A 19504-nucleotide genomic window follows, 5' to 3' on the forward strand; every position below is an offset into this window, starting at 1 on the left:
CGTTCGACTCTACAGCAAGGGTTTTGATAGAGTATCCACTTATCACCTCAAACTCAGAAGACCCCTCGAAAAAATATCCAAACCTCAATCCCAAATCTCCCTCCCAGTAACCGTATCGCTTCTCTAAAATCGAGCGCGGTAAAATGCGATCGCCTCCCACGTCAGTGAAATCTCGGAGTCGGAGGGACGCGATCGCACGGTCGTTCGTCGAAATCTAAAGATTTTTAACTTCAAAAAATACAAAGGTTATGATGAAACTCCTTTAGAGGAAAACTGAAACGACCGGGGGACACCTCGAGTTCGTTGAACTCAAGTTTTATTGCAACCTATATATATTTGAACGCTTGTTCGATGTTCGATCGAATTATTCAAAAAATCCGCTCTCGTTACGCACCTTTCTCAACGACCCATATAAGATCGCACCGCCCAAAACCTATCTTATGGAACGGGTTGAGAACGAAGTGGGGTCGTTATGCCCTCGCCGCCGCACTCTATTGCGCGATCCTGCTCCTTCCGATCCCGGGACTGACCCTAGAAGCTCAACGAGCCTTAGCGGTGTTCGGCCTGGCTGCCTTTTGTTGGGGGGCGAACGTCTTACCCCTTCCCGTGACGGCGATTTTCGTCTTGTTACTCCTCCCCGTCAGCGGCGCGATTTCCCACGAACAAACTTACGCTCACTTCGGCAACCGCGCCGTCTTCTTTATCTTAGGAGCGTTCATCCTCTCGAGTCCGATTATGCGATCGGGACTCAGTACCCGCATGGCGTTAGGGGTGGTGTCCCGCTTCGGCCGTTCGATTCCCGCACTGCTGGCGTCGATTTTAATCTTGGGGGCGGGGTTTTCCTGTGTTATCAGCGCCCATGCTGTGGCGGCCATGCTGTTTCCCATCGTCTTGGAAGTGGTGCGGGCTTCTGGCGCCAAACCCGGCGGACGGTTTGGGTTGGGGGCGTTTCTGGCTATGGCGTGGGGCGTCGTCATCGGCTCGAACGCGACCCTGCTCGGCGGTGCGAGAGGCCCTCTAGCTCTGGGCATTCTCACTCGCACCACGGGAGAATCCATCGCCTTTTTACAATGGACGCTGTGGACGTTTCCCCTCATCGCGATCGTGTTGGGGGTGGCGTACCTGGTTCTTTTGCGCGTCGTCAAAGACGAACGAGTTTCTCTGACGAGCGCGTTGCGCTTTCTCGAACGTCGCAACCGTCAACTGGGTCCGGTCTCGAAGCGAGAAGTTTTGACAGCGGGGTTGATGTTGGTGACGATCGCCCTGTGGATAACTGTCGGCGATCGCTGGGGACTCGACACAGTGGCGTTACTCGGCGTCGGCGCGTCGTTTCTTCTCGGCGTCGCCGACTGGCAAGAAGTCCAAGAGGATGTCAACTGGGGCATTTTTATGATGTACGGTAGTGCCATTACCCTCAGTGCGGCATTGCGAGATACGGGGGCAGCCTCGGCGTTGACGCAACAGTGTTTGTCTTGGGGCTTTCCCTCGGTGCTGGTTGTCGGTGCCGTTCTCGTCTTCGTCGCTCTGGTGCTGACGGAGTTTATGAGCAATGCCGCCGCCGTTGCGGTCGTGATGCCCGTGGCTTTAGCGCTAGCGGGAGATTACGGCATCGATCCCCGCGCCGTAACGATGGGTGTGGTGATGGCATCGGGACTGGGGTTTATGCTCCCCGTCAGTACTCCCGCGATCGCGATGGCCGTCAGCAGTGGGTTCGTGCGTCCCCTCGATGTTCTACGCTGGGGAATATGGCTCGATCTCGTGGGGTATTTCGTCTTGTTGGCGATCGCGCGGGTGTACTGGCCTCTCGTGGGTTTGACGTTAACTTAAAATGTCGAAATTCAAGCCGATTTATTTGGTGCTAACTAGTCCCTACGCCTACGATCGCGCGTTGGCCTTTGCCGTCGAGCGGGCGCAAAACGCTAACGTTCTCTTAAACGTGGTATTTTTAATTGACCCGAACGCCATCGATGCGATGGTGCGAGATTTGGGCGAAAAAGGATGGCTCGGCGGAGGCTCCCAACAAACATTGTTCGAGTCGATGTTAGAAGGGTACGGCGCCTTGGCAACGGACACGATCGAAACCGTACACCGTCGTCTGGCCGATGCGTCCGTGTCGTTGAAAACCTCTATTCGCCAAGCGTCTCTCGAGACCCTCCTCGAAGAACTGTTACGGGAAAAACCCCGACGGGTCATCGTCAGTGCATCGAAGTCTATGTATCGGCCTAGCCAAATTCACGACGGGCGGTTGAAATGGATAGACGAAGAGCGATCGTAATTGATAGCGATCGCCGAGATATTGCCAAGTAAGGAAAAACGACAATGCAACAACGTGGTGTTACGGTTTGGTTTACAGGTCTCAGTGGTGCGGGCAAAACCACTATCAGTAAAGCGGTGGCGGAGCAGCTGCGATCGCGCGACTGCAAGTTAGAAGTCCTCGATGGCGATATCGTTCGCCAAAACCTGACGAAAGGTCTCGGGTTCAGTAAGGAAGACCGCGACGAAAACATCCGACGCATTGGCTTTGTCGCACACTTGTTGACCCGCAACGGCGTCATCGTGTTGGTGTCGGCGATCTCTCCGTATCGTGCGGTTCGCGAGGAAGTTAAAGAACGCATCGGCGATTTTGTGGAAGTGTTCGTCAACGCACCGCTGACGGTGTGCGAAGATCGCGACGTGAAAGGACTCTACAAACGGGCGCGATCGGGTGAAATTCAAAACTTTACGGGGATCAGCGATCCCTACGAACCCCCGACGAATCCGACGGTTGAATGTCGAACTGATTTGGAATCGGAAGCCGAAAGCGTTGAAAAAGTGTTGAATACGTTGAAATCGATGGGATATCTCATCGAGGATTGAGACGGCTCGCTCGGATGACGTTCTGACCGTCGAAGGGAGAGGCTTCAGGAAACCCGGTATCTTCGAGATGTCGGGTTTCTCATACGGAATCCGAATCTCAAACAGCGGTTTTTCCAAACCCTACCCCCCCTCTCTGTGTCCTCTGTGCCTCTGTGGTGAAGACTTCTTAAAACCCAGCTTATCGGGAACGGATTCCGTATCAGGACAGCTTTATCCTGAAATCCCTGGCTGACGTGGGGTTGGGCGTTTTTAGAACTCCCGCGATCGCCTTTTGCCTATCACAAAGCAAATATTTTGTCAACCCCCCTCCTCCTCTGAAGCACCGCCGAACAGCGAATCTCGTTCGGGTGGGGGAACTTCTTCGAGAGGGATTTCGAGATCGGTCGTTGGAAGTGCCGTATCGAGATCGAGAGTGTGACTCGAGGTTGGGGGATCGGCCGAGGTTTCCGTTTGGAGGGGCGGCGTCGCGTCTCGTCGTTGAATTTGAATTTGATGCAATCTCGGACCTTCGGCTGAAATCACCTTAAGTTCGAGATTGTCAAAGTTCATGGATTCGCCGATCTGCGGAATTTTCTGCATTTGATAAATCAGAAAACCGCCGAGAGTTTGATAGTCGTCCACGATCGGCAATTCGAGATTTAGGAGTTCGTTGACTTCTTCGAGGTGCAGTTGTGCTTGAACGATAAAGGTGCGATCGTCGAGCATTTTGACGCTGACATCGTCGTTATCCTCGTCTTCTGCACTTTCACCGATAATTTCGGCAACTAAATCTTGAATGGCGATCAATCCCGCCGTTCCGCCAAATTCGTCGACGACCATCACGATCGGTTGAGTCGATCGCTGGAGCAGGGGCAATAACTCACTCAACGGGGTGTATTCGGGAACGAAGCGCACCGGACGCACCCACGGACGGATCGGAGTTTCGAGGGCGATCTGGCCTCGAGCGAGCGGTTCGGCCAGTTCTTTGAAGTGAACGATACCGCGCACGTCGTCGAGGGATTCGCCGATGACGGGATAGCGGGAATGACCGCTGCGGGCGACTTCTTGCAAGAGTTGACTGAAGGTAGCGTCGCTGGGGAGGGCGGTAATTTGGGTGCGCGGAACCATGACTTCTTCAGCACAAACGTCGCCGAACTCGAAGATATTGGTCAGGAGTTCCCGTTCTTCGGCTTCGAGACCGGTGGATTCCCCTTCGAGGGCAATAATCCGTTGGAGTTCTTCGGGGGTGACGCGGTTCGACCAACTGCGATCGACGTTGCGAATTCCCACCAGTCGCAGCAGCCACCGCGTCGATTGGTTGAGAACCCACAGGAACGGATTGAACAACCGCGCGATCGCCAAACTCGGCGGCCCCAACAACCGAGCTAACTGTTCGGCGTAGAGCAAGGCGACTGACTTGGGACAGAGTTCGCCGAGGACGATTTGTAGGTAGGCGACGAGAACGAAGGCTAGCGGAATGGCGAAGGTATGCGTGAGGAACGTGCGCGTGGGGTCTGAGAGGGGTAACGCCATCAGCCCCGAGGCCACGAAAACGGCCATCGTGCGCTCGCCAATCCACCCCAACGCGAGACTCGAGAGGGTGATTCCCAGTTGCGTCGTAGATAGAAGGCGATCGATGTCCCGTTGGAGTGCTTGGACGGTTTTGGCGGGAACGTCGCCGGAATCGACGAGTTGGTCGATGCGCGATCGCCGCACGGATACCATCGAAAATTCCGCCGTGACGAAAAAGGCGTTGATGGCGATCAGTCCGAACACGGAGAGCAGTCGCAGCGAGACGGCTTGGGCGTTCACCTCGACTCGAGAAGCGGGGAGTCCCCAAGCTGGCGTCGCCACGAGAACGCCGATCGCGAGGACGAGGAGTAGAGAATTGAGTTCGGACAGCACGATCGCCTCGTGGCGTGCGATCGCGCGCGATCTCTGAGATCGATCGGTCGAGCGGTTCCCAGGAGGGTTCATTAGATCTCGGGGCGATTTCGGTCTTCAGAAGGGGGGAGAAACTCGTCGCTAGAGTTCATCGCCGACGACCTCGCTCGAACCGCTACCAATTTGGCCTTCGACTTGTTTGAGGATTTCAGACTCTTGGACAAACTGAACGGTTCCACTTTGACCCAATCCCTCGGGGCGGTTGTTAGCAAAGTTACCGTTCGGACGAAAATCGGGCTGCGTTACCCCTTTCAAGGCTTCTCGTCCCAGGGAAAATCCCCATACAGCACTGAAAACACCCGCGCCCACCATCAGGAGCAGCAACGCAATTGTTAGAACGACTGTAAAGTTGAGTTTCATTGCTGAGTTCCGTATTCGATGCCCTCGTTGGTGAAGTTCGGTTCTACTGTTTTATCATAGTCTCCGGCCAAATTTTCCGCAGACTGGAAATCGAGCCACCCCGTTCGACGGCAATTTTCGCGATTCACCTCGGAAATGGGGTACAATCGGAGTAAACTTTGGGCGGTTGGCCGAGCGGTTTAGGCAGCGAACTCATAATTCGCCTCAGGCGGGTTCAACTCCTGCACCGCCCACCTGAATTTTTAACAGAACTTACGCTCATACATTAACTGTAGGGTTGGCAATGCCAGCCCTTTCAAGGCGGTGAGGTGGTCAAACAGCGGGAGTGGCGGCCAAGTTTCGCTCACGACGGTTTCAATTTGGGTTGAGTCGGCGGTTTCCGCAGGACGCGATCGAGGTCGGCTCTGGATTTGAGGAGAATTTCAAGCTGAGCCGGATCGTTGGCGACGTTTTCGATTTTCGCCGCCGCCTCGGAAGCGTCGCTTAACACGCTTAACCAGTCGAGAAGTTCGCTGGTACTGGCTTGTTTCCCCTAGCTGCGACTGCGGCCTTGACTGCGAATTTCGAGGAATTTGGCGATCGCCTTCTCGATGACTTCGGCGAGAAAAGCCTGGACTCCGCAGGTTCCCCACCGCTACGAATCGAGATTTTCAATCTCCACCGGATCGATCGCCTCGGCCGGTTCGTAACCGAACACGCGAGAATAAAAGTAAAACTCTGCATCCAAGGCACGTTTGATAGTCTCCGCTTGGCGAAACCCGTGTCGTTCGCCTTCAAAGGGAACGTAAGCCACCGGTAAACCTTTCTTCCGCAACGCCTCCACCATCTGTTCGGCTTGACTCGGCGGCACCACAGTATCTTCTAACCCGTGGAAAAAGATCGTCGGACAAGACAGGCGATCGACAAAATGAATCGGCGATCGCGCTTCGTAAACGTCCTTGCGTTCGGGATACGGCCCCACTAGGCGATCGATATACCGCAACTCGAACTTGTGAGTATCCGCCGCCCAAGTTTCCAAATTGCTGACACCGTAATAACTCGCCCCCGCTTTGAAGGTATCGCGGAACGTCAGGGCGCAGAGAACCGTATATCCTCCCGCACTACTTCCCGTAATCGCCAAGCGATCGCCGTCCACCAAACCGCGATCGACTAAATATTTCGCACCGTTTGCACAGTCGTCTACGTCCACAACGCCCCAATTTCCATCGAGGCGTTGGCGGTAATCTCGTCCGTATCCCGTACTTCCCCCATAGTTCACCTCGAGGAACGCAAAACCGCGACTCGTCCAATACTGAATCGACAACCGCAGCCCCGTCGAAGCACTTGCAGTCGGTCCGCTGTGACTTTTGACCAACAGCGGCGGTTTCTCACCGTCCGGGGCTTGATAGTCGGGGTTCGTGGGAGGATAGAAAAAGCCATAAGCCGTCTGTCCGTTTTCCGTGGGAAATTCGATCGCTTCCGGTTTCGAGATGTAGCTGGGGTCTACCTCTACATCGCTCGATCGCCGCAAAATCTTCATGTCGTCGCGATCGACATCCATCAACACCAACGCACTGGATTCCGTCGGCGAACTTCCCAAAAACGCCACCCGATCCCCCCGTCCTCTCACCGAAGAAATCTGCGTGTAGGGGGTTTCCAAATTTTGCAGGCGTTTCGTCCCCAAGTTCAGCGTCGCCATCTGCCACATTCCCTGTTGCGTATAGGTGCAGATGAGGCGATCGCGCCCCAAAAACGCATAGGTGGACATTCCGAACACCCACTGCGGCGTCGCAAACTCCGCGTTGAGTGGAAACAACGGTTCGACCCCCACCTTACCCAGACGGTACAGGTTCCACCAACTGGCGCGATCGCTGGCGAAATACAGCGTTCCGTTCGGCGACCACTGGGGCTGAAATACCGATTCGTTTGCGCCCCCCGTCACAGTCTTCCCGTTACCCAACTTGCTATCGTCGTCGATATCGGCCAACCACAACTGAGTCCCGTCCCAGGGCATATTGGGATGGTTCCAACTCAGCCAAGCCAGTTGGTTTCCATCGGGACTCAAGGCTGGGGAGGCATAGAAGTCGCATCCCGAGACGAGAACCTCTACAGACCCGTCAAACCCCACCGTAACGAGGGTATTTTCCGGTTCCCCCTTGCCGCTGTGGTCTTCCCGCACGCACAACAGGCGATCGCGGGGGCGATCGACCACAAAATCGGCATAGCGGAACGCCCCTTCTGGCGTCAGGGGTTGCGGGGTTTCTCCCAAGGGTTGGCGGTAGATGCGTCCGTCGCTGACGTTAGAAAAATAAACGACACCGCTATCGACAACGAACGCCCCACCCCCGTACTCGTGGACGCGACTGCGAACGTTGTAGTCCTGTGGGGTCACGTCTGCGGTCGTCCCGTCCGGTTGGCGACGGACTAAGACGTTGCGGCCGCCTTCTGAGGGACGGCCTTCGACCCAGTAAATCTCGTCACCGTCGAAGGCCAGTCCTCCCAAGCGGATACTTCCCGACGCGATGAGGTCGGAAGTAATCGGGGATTTCCAAGTACCGTAGGGGGCGATCGCGGGGCGGTTCGGTGTCATCGCTTCGTTTATAATTAGTCGTCTTCGGAAATGAGGGCGTTGCCGTCACCACCGAGCAGTTCGGCGATGGCCTGGTGTTCGCGCGGTACCCGCGAGGGGGGATCTTGTCGCGCGTCGGTAATCAGCCAATCGAGGGCGGCGGCCTGCACGTCGATGGCATTTCCCAAGCGATCGACGCAGTAGCGACCGAACACCAATTTATCCACTAGGCGAATGCCTCGCCCCAACCGAGAATACTCGAAAATGACGCTGTTATCGACGGTGGCGTTGCTCCCAATACAACAACTCGGGCCGATCATGCTGGGGCCGACGATTTTCACGCCGTCTTCGATGCGTGTCATCGATCCGATGTAAACCGGCCCTTGGATATCGACTTTGTCCCAGTTGACGACGACGTTCAAGCCGGTATAAACTCCCGGTACGACTTCCCGACCGGGTATTCCTACGTTTTTGACTTCGCCGCGCAAGACACTGCGGATGGCTTTCCAGTAGTCGGGAACGCGCCCGATGTCCACCCACTGGAAATCCATACTCAATCCGTAAAACGGCGCTCCCATTTCGACGAGTTTCGGGAATAGGTCGCCCCCGATGTCGTATTCGACACCCGAGGGGATGTAGTCGAGAACTTCTGGCTCGAAAATGTAAATTCCCGTGTTGATATCGTTGCTGAGGGCTTCGTCAACGGACGGCTTTTCCTGAAACGCTTTGATGCGACCGTCTTCGTCGGTGACGACGACGCCGTAACTGGACACTTCGTCTTTGGGAACGGGTTTGAGAATGACGGTGGCGATCGCTCCTTGTTTACGATGCCATTCGATGGCTGAGGAGATGTCGAGGTCGATTAAGGCGTCGCCGCACAGCACCACGAAGGTATCGTCAAAAAACGGATAGAAGTCTTGAATTCGCTTCATTCCACCCGCCGACCCCATCGCTTTTCCGAGGAGTTCGCCGTCGGCGATTTTTCCTTCAAAGGAGTAGCCGATTTGCACGCCGAATCGTTGACCGTCGCGGAAGTAGTTTTCGATTTCGTTGGCGAGGTGGCTGACGTTGACCATGATTTCGTCGAAACCGTGTTGGCGCAGCAATTCGACGAGAAACTCCATCACTGGCTTTTGCAGGATGGGAATCATGGGTTTGGGAATCGTGTAGGTGATGGGGCGCACGCGGGTTCCTTTCCCCGCTGCCAAAATCATCGCTTTCATACGAATATATCTCTTGAGATCCTGAGTCTACTTGGATTTTGCTGGATCTTCTCAACCCGATCGCTTCGGGGCGATGCCACGGTGACGCGAGACGAACGCTGTTTGAGGGATTGGGAGTCTGTTGATAGGGTAACACTCGCCTCGATTGCTCGAGACGATCGACTTTCCCACTATACGATACGAACAGACTGGGGCAAAACGGAGAGATAAGGTGGTACAGACGCTCTTGCAGATAGGGGAAAATCCCCTGTTGCATTAGGCGATCGCGCGGATTTTTAAGTCTTGATAAAAGATGTCTTGGGACAGTTCGATTTTCGACTGAGACGACAGCAGCAGTAACGCCCAAAAGACGGCTACTTGACGGTGAGCGAAGTCTCCTCGGGCGTCGGTGTTGGGCGTCCAACAGTCCAGCAGGCGATCGAAAGCGACCCACTCTCGTCCTTCGGAAATATCGTCCCAGTTTTGCAGCAGGAATCGTTCGATTTCAGCGGCGGTTTCGGTCAGGTTCTCTTGGTGCGCCAGTTGACCGATTTCTCGGGCTGCTTGGCGTTTTGAAGATTGCAGTCGCCGACGGCTACGCTGGGGGATGGGGTTGTCTTCGAGTTGTTTGGCGATCGCCTGCACTCGATCGATCATTTCTTGGAGCGTTACGGGTCGCGTGCGCGGGGGTGGAGCGACGGCGCGGCGGCGCAGTTGGGTTTCTAGGCGCAGGGGAAGGGAGAGCTGTTCGGGATCGTTCTCGTCTAGCCAATCGACTTCTTCGGGATCTGCGGTGGAGTCTTCCTCGAAAAGTTCGGAGGCGCGCACGAGTGTATCGGCTTTGAGCAACAGCAGCATCGAGGCGTAGAGAAACGCCTGACCCGAACGAGACAAGTCGGCTTCGTAAGGGGAGCGACCGTTGCTAGCAGTGGGGGTCAGTTGGTTCAGGTGTCGGTCGATGACATCGACGACTCGCACGTCCCACGGGTCTATCTCTCCCCGTTCGGCCAGATCGAGGAGCAGTTCGATAGCGTCTTGAGCGATCGATACGGTCAACGACAGAAACCTCCGTGACAGTCGCGCGTTCGATTCGCGGTTGCGAACGTGCTTTGGCATTGTACCGCAACGGAGGTCTCGACTGCTCGGCGCTTCGGGACTATCGCGAATCCGGTTTTTGGGCGATCCCCAAGTCTTTACTCGATTGCTTGAGCTGTTTCCAGAGTTCTCTAACTTGGATATAGGCTTCTTCTGGTGATAATTTTCCGCCGGTTTCTAAATTGCTGATGAAACTCACTCGTTGGGCGAATTCTTGCAAGTTGGCATCGAAGAGTAAAACTTCTGGATGTTCGGGCGCGACGGCTCCGCGATAAGGGATGTGGGGATACAAAAATTGATTGCGATCCATGGTGATAACCTTTTGATAAATGAGTGAGATTCTTAGTTCGATTTTCCTCTTAACCTTATCATAACCTTTTTTTGAAATGCCGACAACTGACAGTCTAGAGAAATAGTTTTTGCAATAAATCGTAACTGATGGAGATTGCTTATAGTGTGACTTATATTGCAACAATAAGCGATCTTCTTTAGGCTTAGAAAAATTCATAACTAAAACTCATAACTATCGAAAAACCAACGCTCAGTTTACTCAAGAGCTTAATTTGACTGACAGCATGGTTTTGACGAGAAGAATGAAATTTGTTTCTGTATTTTTGGGAACAATTCGAGAAATAAAAAGCTGGAATCTATTCCTCCATCGATCGAACCTTAACTCTAGTATAGGCGATCGAACTCCAGAAATGTCTTCCGTACGATCGCGACAGTAATTACCGATATACGATCGATGAAACTCGTTCGAGATATCGGTTTTTGCGGATCGGTAAACACAGAAACGCCGTTTGTTCGTATTCACGAGCAGCGTCCACTAAATTTTGGCAAATTTGACGAGATGCGATCGCTGATGAAAACTTAGCTCTCGTTTTGTAGACCGTTAGATACAGTCGTTTCGGTCGATTTATCTCAGTTGTGACCCCACTTTAATTTGACCGAGAGTGTGTCTCCCTCAATGCCGTTGTTTCAGTGAAGGGTATTGAAGCTGAGATAAAAAAATGCGCTAATGTAAAAATATTATGGTGAAAATCGGGTAAAACAGGTAAAAGGTAAGCGATCGTTGTGGATTTTATCTGATTTTCATTTTTTAAATCAACAAACGAATGGTAATAACTCTTTCACGCGTATGCTAACCGATCTCTTCTCGAGCGTCCAGATTGTTAATATTTCGTGACGAGCGCAATGGGACACTTGGGAAACAGATACGATCCGAAATCCGTTTTCGATAAGCGAGTTTTCAAGAAGTCTTCACCACATCCCCCCTTAGCCCCCCAAGGGAGAGGGGAGTTGGGGGGATAGAAGGGCTTGTCGGGTTGGAAAAAACCAGTATTTGAGTTCTCGACTCCGCTCGGACTCAACGCTGAGCGGAGCCGAAGCGTTGAGATTCGGATTCTGTATGAAGCGCGATCGGTAAAGTGCGATCGCACAAGAGCGAACCCTTGCCTTAAACTGACCGAGCAATATTGACGAGCGATTTTAGACTGATGTTCCAAACCACGCGACGCCGTCTCGCCATCTGGTATACCACTGTCACCGCCATCTTACTGTTGGTCTTCGCCACGACAGTCTATCTCTACGTGCGATCGACCCTGATCGATCGCGTAGACGACACCCTCAAGCACGTCGTCGAAGTGGTGTCGCGATCGATCGCCCTCGAGAACCAACAACACCACCCCTTCCAACCCGACATCGAACGCAGCGTTCGCAACAACGCCAGTTCCCTCGAAGAAGACCGTATCGACCTCGAATGGTTCAGTCCCAACGGAGAACTCCTGTGGTCGACGCTCTCAGAACCTCTCGACATCCCCTTGAGTACTACCTCGACGCCACAAACCGTTTACCGGCCGAGCCAATTCGCCCCCGAAAGAAGTGCGACCCCGCAACGGTTTCCAGGGTTGGGGAACGTACGATCCGAAAGCCGTCCGGTACTGCGTCAAATTACCAAACCCATCAAAATCGATCGCCAACCCCTCGGCTACTTGCGCGTCAGTCACCCCTGGTTTGAAATCAGCAAACCCAGCCGCGACTTCGTCATCGATCTCAGTTTTGGATTTATCGTCATGGTAACGTCTGTCGCGGCGATCGGTTGGTGGTTGTCGGGATTGGCTATGAATCCAGTTCGCGAGTCCTACCAACGCTTAAAGCAGTTTACCGCCGATGCCTCCCACGAACTACGAAGTCCGATCGCCAGCATTCAAACCAACGTTCAAGTGGCGTTAGCCGAACCCGAGACGGTGCAAGGGTCGTGCTTCCAACAGTTACAAACGATCGAACGGCTGACTCGCCGCTTGGGTCGGTTGGTGGACGATTTGCTGTTTCTGACGCGACAAGATAGCGGTATGGTGCAGTCTCAAAAGGAGACGGTATCCCTAGAGGCGGTGTTAATCGAAGCCATTGAGGAACAAGAGGCGATCGCCATTGAAAAGCAAGTGGAGTTACAGGTCGATATTGTCGAACCCCCCTCGCAACCTGACGCCACGTTTGGTCTATACGGCGATCGCGATCGCCTGGTGCGGCTGTTTGCAAACTTGCTCGGAAACGCCGTTCTCTACACTCCTCCAGGGGGAACGGTTACGGCTTCCTTAAAGTACGTCACCACCAAACAGGGGTCGGCCTTACAAGCTCGGGTCGAAGATACTGGAATCGGCATTTCTCCCGATGCTTTACCTCACGTGTTCGATCGCTTCTATCGCGCCGATCCCGCGCGATCTCACGATGCTTCTCATCGCGTCGGATCGGGGTTGGGACTCGCCATCGCTCGAGCGATCGTCGATAACCACGACGGCGAGATTTCTATCGAAAGCGAGGTCGATCGCGGTACCGTCGTTACCGTGTGTTTTCCCCTATTGTATTGAGAAAGCAAGGGAGAGGGGGAGAGAGGGAGAGAGGGAGAGGGGGAGAGGGGGAGAAAGGGAGAGGAGGAGAAATCCTCTTCGTTATCAATTCTCGATTCCCCCTCCCATCCAGGGAACGTAACGGGAGATATCAAAGAGTTTGCCAAATTGGTGTTGTATCTTTTGATAGAGGTTTAGATCGACCGTGCGGATGTGGACGTGGCCGGTTTGACCCGGTAAAAGGAAGCCGTCGTCGTTGTCGAGGAGTAACGTCACTTCTAATACGGGTTTGGCGCCGGGGGTTTCGGAATCGATACTCGGGCCGATTTCGGAGACTTCCGCCCTGTAGTCGGTGTTTCCTTGGTTCTCCGTTTGGAAGCGTCCCAGTTGACCCTTACTCACCAGATTTTTATCCCCTTGGGCGATTTGGACGCGGGCTTCGAGTTCCCCTAAATCGACAATTTGCAGCAGCGTTTCCCCCGCTTCCATGCGCGTCCCGTCTCGCAAATCTAAGCCTTCGGTAATCACCGTTCCGTCTGTGGTCGCCCGTAGCGTTAATTCCCCTCGTTGGTCTTCTAACCGTTCTAATTCGGCTTCAAACGAGGCGATCGCATCTTGGTGACTTTGCACTTTCGCCGCCGCTGCGGTGACTTCTTCTTCAGCCGATTGTCGCTGGGCGATGCGACTGTCGAGTTCGTCTCGCACTTGCATCAGTTCGTCTTCGAGGCGGTGGCGAACGTCTTGAATGCGTTCTCGGTTGGCGTCGATGTTGCGATCGCGTTGCAGGGCGAGGTTTTGTTGGCGATCGATCTGACTGTTTAACTGGGCGATGCGAGCGATCGTCGCTTCGAGTTCCCCTTCTTTTTGTTCGATTTGTCGCGCAATATTCGATCGCTGGCTCGTGACATTGAAAATATACTCGTCCGCGATCGCACTTTCTGCAATCAGAGGTTGTAACCGTTCCATTCGGGTGTCGCTATTTCTGAGATCCTCGCGCAGTAACCCCAGTTCGCCTTCGAGCGATCGCTGTTGCGTTCGCACTTCCGCAATTTCCCCTTCTAATCTCGCCACCTCGTTTTCATATCCAGCGATTTCGTAGCGTATCCCGTCGATTTCCCGTTCCACCTGGCGAGTTTGGGGAACTCCCGTTCCCGAAGCGGCGGCGTCGTAGTCGTTGAATTCGCGATCGAGTCGCCGTTGAACGTTGGATTGTTCCGTTTGAGCCGCCATCAAGCGAGTTTGCGCGATAATTAACTCCCGTTCGGCGATTTGTAACGCCGATTCTTCCTGTTCGATCGATCGTCGCACCTCCGCAATGCGATCTTCTAATTCCGGATTGTCGATCGTGGCGAGAATATCTCCAGCTTGGACGCGATCGTTGCGACGCACTCGTAGATCGACGATACCCGATTCAACCGTCGTCACCGCTTGGCGTTCCCCAGGACGAGAATCGATTTCCGCTTCCCCCGTCACGTAATTCGGAAGCGGAATCAAGCCCAACGTCCCCACGCCAACGGCCAAAACGCCCGCGATCGCCCAACGGTTGAGGTTTCCCTTCGACTCCGCCACAGGCGTCTCTGAAGTCAGTTGCGGGGCGGGTTGGGTGGGCTTGTCCGATTTCAGCGGTGTCGCAGCGGTTCCCTGGGGCGGAACCACTTTTAATGGAGAGTTGTTCGGCTGAGGTTGTGGGTTCATGGGTAGATGCTAAAAACGACAGTAACAAAATCGACAGTGATAGGACTTATGCAGAAACCCGATTTCTTAATACAACTTCCTCCAAGACTCTCTGTGTTCTCTGTGTCTCTGTGGTGAAGAATTCAGTCAAAAATTTGGGAACCCCAATCAATCCTCCGGGGCAAAAATGTAGTAAATCGCCCAGAGTTCCACGAGAAACAGAGCGATCGCGGGAATATTGGTCAGCGTCCACCCCATCAGACGGAAAAACAGAAAGCCAAAGACGCTACAGATGTAGACCAAACTCAAAGGGGCGTAAACCGCCAAAATTTTGCGATCGCGGGAAGTTTCGCGAATCGGCTTTCCTTGCAGCAAATTTTTATAAAAGCCAAACGAGCGACTGCGGAGGTTGTTAATTCCCGTCGCCGCCACCGCCAAATGGTAGCCGTCGAACTTCGCCAGAGGATTCAGGTTGAGCGCAACGGTAAACAGCGACGACGCCATCAGCAAGTAACTGGCGGTGTACAGCCAACTTCCCTCAATCGACAGGTTCCAAGTCCAAAGGGCGATCGCGGCGATGGAAATTTGCGTCAAAACCCCCACCCCCACCACTTGAAGCCGCTGCCACCGCGACAAACAATAGGAATCAGTGGTGTTCGTGTACGCAGCGGGAAACAAGCACATAAACAGCAGTCCCATTTCCGGAACCACGCCACCATAATGCTTGAGGGTAAAAGCGTGACCGAGTTCGTGAACCGACACCACCGCCAACGCCAACAGAACGAAGGAAAGCATCAAACTTCCCCCTTGTGTCTTCCACAGTTGCGTTCCGATATCGAGAATTTCCCCTTGTTGCGACAAACCCACCACCAGAGACGCCACGAGAAACGCCGTCAAACTCCAGCCAAAACCCCTCGTCCACAGCCAGCGCAATCGATCGATATGTCGCGTCAGCCAGTTATCGGGATTCAGCAGCGGAACCCGGAAAAAGAGTAACTGCATGGGGTTGAATTGGCCCCGTTTGCGTTTTTGAGGTTCGGTACCCTCCAGCATTCCCGTCGCCGCCAGTAGTTGCAGGAGTTTGCGCCATTGTTGGGGATCTATGGCGGTGTCCGTCGTGGTGTCGCCCCCTAACTTGGCATCGATCGCAGCTTTGTCGACGGCGGAAACTTGTAAATAGGTGCGATCGATCGGATTCCGCAACACCCAGTACCCATCGGGATTTTTCACCCATTCCACCCCAGCCTTGAAACGAGGGGAAGCGTTAGACGACGGTGGCGAGTTCGGAGAATCGAGGGCTAACACGCCCAAATCCACCAGTTTTTGAATCAATCCCGTCACGAGTTGCGCGTCGATGACGGTAAACTCTCGCTGACAGCGGCGTTGCACCTCAGCCACGCTGTATTTTCCGACGAAGTATCGCAACGCATAGCCTTCGGCCCCCGAAAGCTGAAATCGTGCCGCCGTGACGCGAGAGCGCAACAGTACGCGATTGTCTTGTTTGAGTTGCAACAGTTGCCAATAGGGGCGAATATCGGGACAAATCCAATCGTCAGAGATTGCGATCGCCGTCGGAAGCGGAGAACCCGTAACCATATCCAGTGAGATGCCAACCCTTCATCTTTCTCTCGGTGAAATCGCACCCGGTTTTACGGCGATCGTCGGGTCTTGTAACAACTCTTCACGAAAAAGACGGAAAAAACGAAACCCGGAGACAAGGAAAAGACCCCTCACCTCCCCATCGCATCATTGCATCATCACCTCATCTTCCGATGCTGTTGGTTGTGTTGAAGCCACTGCTCGAACCGTTTCTCGAAGGCGAAAGCTTCTTTCTCGAACAGATTGTTTTCGTAGACGCGATCGGCGCGTTTGTAGGCGAGAAAATATTGATAGCCAAATTCTCCCAAGCCGCCTAACTGTTCCGACTGGCGGACGTGAATCAGTTCGTGGGCTAACAGGATAACTTGTTCGAGGTCGTCGGGACGGTAGGACTCGTTGACGTAAATACGATATCCGTACACCTGGGCGTTCGAGTAGCCGAGATCGAGTCGCAGGTTCGCCCCCACCCAGTTATCCATCAGCTTGGCGTCATAGACGATGCGAACCCGATCGACCAAATCGCCAAAGTAAGGACGCAGATACTGTTTTTGAGTCTCGTTGAGGGGTTGGGGGCGTTCGTGGTTGCGTTCCATCACGTGAGCGATAGCCTGGTACGCTAAGGCTCCCAAATTAGCTAAGACGGGTTCGGGAATCGAATCGGGAACTTGACCGCGACAGACTTGTCCCAAGGCGGTTTCGGGAGAATAGCACGCTCGAGCCACTAAACTCGAGAGAGATGCCAGGAAAACTCCCGCCGACAGACACCCGAGTAGCCCGCTCAGGTAAACCGCAAATCGAGAATGACGTGGCATTAACAACTAACAGCAACAGTTCGTTACCAGTTCGAGGTGAAATCGACAGCAGAGGTCGCCTCGTGTCGAAGGACATTTGACTCACACCTAAATTTATGCTTCGACTTCGACAATGAGGATGACCCGTTCCGGCTTGTCGTCCGGAGGGACTTTATTCTTATTAAAACAGGAGTCTCAAAGGCGAGACCGCTATCTGGCTCACCAAAAATGTTAAAAATTAAATATTAAATTTTAAGTCAATTTGTTAAAGATTTTTAAGAAATGGGGCGATGCAACCGAAAAGGGTGTTTCGATCGCGCCACAACAGCGGTATCGTAAGATCCGTGTCGTTGACTCGAACGAGATGGCTGTTTACGAAGATCGAGAAGCCTATATTCCGTATCGCTTGAGCGATCTCGTCGAACTGTGCGTGTCCGACAGTTCTTTTGACGAGTCCCAAGCGGAGAAGTTCCGAGAATTTTGCAATCTATTAGCGGCGTACTACCATTTTCAGTTTCACCGTTACGCTCGCACCATCTTAGACAACTATGCTCCGTTCGATCCCGATCGCACGACCGTTGCGATTCGCGATCTGACCGCCTCGGATCTCGCCCAGATGGAAGAACGGGTCGTGTCATCGTTTCGTCACATTCTCGAGCGAGCAAACTATATCGAACTGTCTCGAGAGTTGCTTGAAGAAGCTTTTGAAGATCGATCGCTCATCGATTTGAAAACCAACGTCGATTTTCAAGATTTCGATCGCTTCCTGTGCTACTATCGCGGCGACGTATTTCAAACGATCGACGTTAAAAAATGGATATTTTTTACGCGAAAATTGAAACTCGATATTTTAGAGCGAGTGGCTGTTTTTATTAAATATAAAGGAAAAGAATATTTTCGACGCAAAAAAATCGATCCAGATAGTCTCGAATTCGAGCCGGGAAAAACCTACGTTTATTTGTATAAAAACGTTCCCAAACCCGATCTCGAATTTCTCTTTCCTAACGTTAAAACCAGCATGACGTTAAAAGATCGGTTGTTATTTGCCGTTCCGGCGATCGGGGCGGCCGTTCCGGTGATGCTCAAGGTTTTACCGCAACTGTTACTCGTGATTGGCGTCGTTCTGTTTCTGACCGTCGGCTCGCACGAAATCGGCGCCCTGCGAGCCGACGAAGACGACGTGGAAAATCTTACCCCCGTTTTACTGGCTGTCCTGTCACTTTTGATAGCACTGGGAGGCTTTGCCTTCAAACAATACAGTACCTATCAAGGCAAAAAAATTAAGTTTCAAAAACACGTGACCGAAACGTTATTTTTCCGAAACATTGCCAGTAATTCCAGTGTTTTTACCCTATTAATTAATGCAGCCGAAGAAGAAGAATGTAAAGAGATTTTATTAGTGTACTACCACTTACTTCAGAGTTCCGAACCGCTGACGCCTTCGCAACTCGACGATCGCATCGAAACCTGGATGGAGGAAAACTTCAAGACGGCGATCGATTTCGACATTAACGGACCGCTGAAGAATTTAGAAGCCATTCGAGGCGGTCCGGATAACTCACCGCTGATGCAGTACGACGAACGCGGTCGATGTCAGCCGCTTCCCCTCGAAACTGCGAAAGCCGTCATCGATGAGATTTGGGACAATGCGTTTCAGTTTTGCCGAGAGTAGCGATCGCCTAAATCCACCCTTCCCGTTCCAAATCCTCGATCGCCTGTAACCCTCGCGGATCGCCGACGCGTAACAGCGACGATCGCGCGTCTTCCCGAACGCCCATATCCTCGTCGTCTTCGAGGGCTTCCAACAGCGAATCGATCGCCCCGGCGTACACCACGTTCGAGGGCAGTTCCCGGCATAGCTGTCCCAGCGCCCAGGCACAATTACTCCGCACCGCTGCCACCGGATCGCGTCGCAACCCTTCGATCAGCGGGGGAATCGCCGCCAAAATCGACTCGTACCCCACCTTCGAGAGTTGACCCAAAGAACTAGCCGCCCACAAGCGCACGGCGGAAATATCCGTTTTCAGGGCATCGATCAACGGTTCGACTGCCCGTTTGTCGCGACAGTTACCCAACGCCCAAACCACCCCTTTACGGACGTAACCGTTCCAATCTCCCAAGCTGGCCACGAGGGGTTCGACGACATCGGCGCGGGTGTTGCGTCCCAAGGCGTAGGCGGCGCTGACCCGCGCTAACGGGCAGGCATCCTGTAACATTTCCGTCAACTTGGGAATCGCCCGCTCGTCGCGCAGTTCGCAAAACGCCCGCGCTGCAACGATCCGCTTTTGAGGATCGGACTCGTCTAACAGTCGCAGCATCGCATCGGGATCGGGCGGGGCGTTCTCTGCCGCGTCCGCCGTTTCGAGGGCGTCCAAAGGACTGTCTGAGGGGTTGGTCGAAAGTGTTCCGAGATCGTCGTTGTGCATACTGTTCGAGTGGAGTTGACGCTCTCCCCCCAACCCTAGCGGGTATGGTCGGAGATTCCTGTTTCACTGGCTCATGCCTAGATAAACGAGCCAGCCCGAATACCCCCGGTCAGAACGCCTTCACAGGCTGTTTGTTTAACGTCCACGATGCGCCCCACCGCAGACATAAGCGAGAATCAAATTC

The 19504-nt window shown here is 53.5% G+C and carries 17 protein-coding genes and 1 tRNA gene; 6 read left to right on the top strand and 12 right to left on the bottom strand.

Features of this window, described 5'->3' with window-relative positions; all coding sequences use genetic code 11:
- The first annotated feature begins 450 nt into the window (after nt 1-450).
- Genes POG22_RS20475 through cysC form a run of 3 tightly spaced genes read left to right on the top strand, consistent with a single transcriptional unit; the run spans nt 451 to nt 2856 of the window.
- Nucleotides 451-1827, top strand: a complete 1377-nt coding sequence (locus tag POG22_RS20475; RefSeq protein WP_223307639.1) for a DASS family sodium-coupled anion symporter — start codon at nt 451-453, stop codon at nt 1825-1827.
- A gap of 28 nt (nt 1828-1855) precedes the next feature.
- A complete protein-coding gene (locus POG22_RS20480) occupies nt 1856-2275 on the top strand; it encodes a hypothetical protein (protein ID WP_150128630.1) in 420 nt (139 codons plus the stop codon).
- A 44-nt stretch (nt 2276-2319) separates the two neighbouring features.
- On the top strand, nt 2320-2856 hold the full coding sequence (gene cysC, locus POG22_RS20485) for an adenylyl-sulfate kinase (protein WP_063718026.1): 537 nt from the start codon (nt 2320-2322) through the stop codon (nt 2854-2856).
- A gap of 297 nt (nt 2857-3153) precedes the next feature.
- Here cysC and POG22_RS20490 read toward each other — a convergent pair whose 3' ends face one another.
- From POG22_RS20490 to POG22_RS20500, 3 genes are read right to left on the bottom strand one after another with little or no spacing between them, the layout of a single operon-like run.
- Nucleotides 3154-4812: a hemolysin family protein gene (locus POG22_RS20490; RefSeq protein WP_498906963.1), complete on the bottom strand. Its 1659-nt coding sequence runs from the start codon at nt 4810-4812 to the stop codon at nt 3154-3156.
- A gap of 48 nt (nt 4813-4860) precedes the next feature.
- A complete protein-coding gene (locus tag POG22_RS20495) occupies nt 4861-5139 on the bottom strand; it encodes a hypothetical protein (RefSeq protein WP_063718025.1) in 279 nt (92 codons plus the stop codon).
- Nucleotides 5136-5267 (bottom strand): hypothetical protein, encoded by a 132-nt coding sequence (locus POG22_RS20500; RefSeq protein ID WP_498906964.1) that lies wholly within the window; start codon nt 5265-5267, stop codon nt 5136-5138. The genes POG22_RS20495 and POG22_RS20500 overlap by 4 nt, the downstream gene beginning before the upstream one ends.
- Before the next feature lie 32 nt (nt 5268-5299).
- On the opposite strand from POG22_RS20500, the gene POG22_RS20505 reads away from it, so the two are divergent.
- A tRNA-Ile gene (locus POG22_RS20505) sits at nt 5300-5372 on the top strand.
- A gap of 110 nt (nt 5373-5482) precedes the next feature.
- On the opposite strand, the gene POG22_RS20510 is transcribed toward POG22_RS20505, so the two are convergent.
- From POG22_RS20510 to POG22_RS20530, 5 genes are all read right to left on the bottom strand, one after another.
- Nucleotides 5483-5629 carry a hypothetical protein gene (locus POG22_RS20510; protein ID WP_190288672.1) on the bottom strand — a complete coding sequence of 49 codons (147 nt, stop codon included), beginning with the start codon at nt 5627-5629 and terminating at the stop codon, nt 5483-5485.
- 144 nt (nt 5630-5773) lie between these two features.
- Nucleotides 5774-7708, bottom strand: coding sequence for a S9 family peptidase (locus POG22_RS20515; protein WP_498906965.1), 1935 nt, complete (start codon nt 7706-7708; stop codon nt 5774-5776).
- Nucleotides 7709-7722: 14 nt separating this feature from the next.
- Entirely contained in the window at nt 7723-8910 is a 1188-nt protein-coding gene (locus tag POG22_RS20520) for a nucleotidyltransferase family protein (protein ID WP_498906966.1), read from the bottom strand.
- A gap of 255 nt (nt 8911-9165) precedes the next feature.
- Nucleotides 9166-9945, bottom strand: a complete 780-nt coding sequence (locus POG22_RS20525; RefSeq protein ID WP_063718022.1) for a segregation/condensation protein A — start codon at nt 9943-9945, stop codon at nt 9166-9168.
- Nucleotides 9946-10045: 100 nt separating this feature from the next.
- Entirely contained in the window at nt 10046-10294 is a 249-nt protein-coding gene (locus POG22_RS20530; protein WP_017660031.1) for a DUF7219 family protein, read from the bottom strand.
- A 1186-nt stretch (nt 10295-11480) separates the two neighbouring features.
- Between POG22_RS20530 and POG22_RS20535 the strand changes: the two genes are divergently transcribed.
- Nucleotides 11481-12851, top strand: a complete 1371-nt coding sequence (locus tag POG22_RS20535; RefSeq protein ID WP_063718021.1) for a sensor histidine kinase — start codon at nt 11481-11483, stop codon at nt 12849-12851.
- Nucleotides 12852-12935: 84 nt separating this feature from the next.
- Here the strand turns inward: POG22_RS20535 and POG22_RS20540 are convergent, their stop codons facing one another.
- The 3 genes from POG22_RS20540 to POG22_RS20550 form a co-directional block, all read right to left on the bottom strand.
- Entirely contained in the window at nt 12936-14525 is a 1590-nt protein-coding gene (locus POG22_RS20540; RefSeq protein WP_498906967.1) for an HlyD family secretion protein, read from the bottom strand.
- Between the two features lie 147 nt (nt 14526-14672).
- On the bottom strand, nt 14673-16100 hold the full coding sequence (locus POG22_RS20545; protein WP_498906968.1) for a M50 family metallopeptidase: 1428 nt from the start codon (nt 16098-16100) through the stop codon (nt 14673-14675).
- Nucleotides 16101-16261: 161 nt separating this feature from the next.
- Nucleotides 16262-16915, bottom strand: coding sequence for an eCIS core domain-containing protein (locus POG22_RS20550; protein WP_017660025.1), 654 nt, complete (start codon nt 16913-16915; stop codon nt 16262-16264).
- A 343-nt stretch (nt 16916-17258) separates the two neighbouring features.
- On the opposite strand from POG22_RS20550, the gene POG22_RS20555 reads away from it, so the two are divergent.
- A complete protein-coding gene (locus POG22_RS20555; RefSeq protein ID WP_498906969.1) occupies nt 17259-18566 on the top strand; it encodes a TMEM143 family protein in 1308 nt (435 codons plus the stop codon).
- Nucleotides 18567-18573: 7 nt separating this feature from the next.
- Here the strand turns inward: POG22_RS20555 and POG22_RS20560 are convergent, their stop codons facing one another.
- Complete coding sequence (locus tag POG22_RS20560; protein ID WP_017660021.1) at nt 18574-19320, bottom strand: HEAT repeat domain-containing protein; 747 nt, start codon at nt 19318-19320, stop codon at nt 18574-18576.
- Nucleotides 19321-19504 lie beyond the last annotated feature (184 nt).

Source organism: Geitlerinema sp. CS-897 (genome assembly GCF_028368005.1).
Taxonomy (GTDB): domain Bacteria; phylum Cyanobacteriota; class Cyanobacteriia; order Cyanobacteriales; family Geitlerinemataceae; genus Baaleninema; species Baaleninema simplex.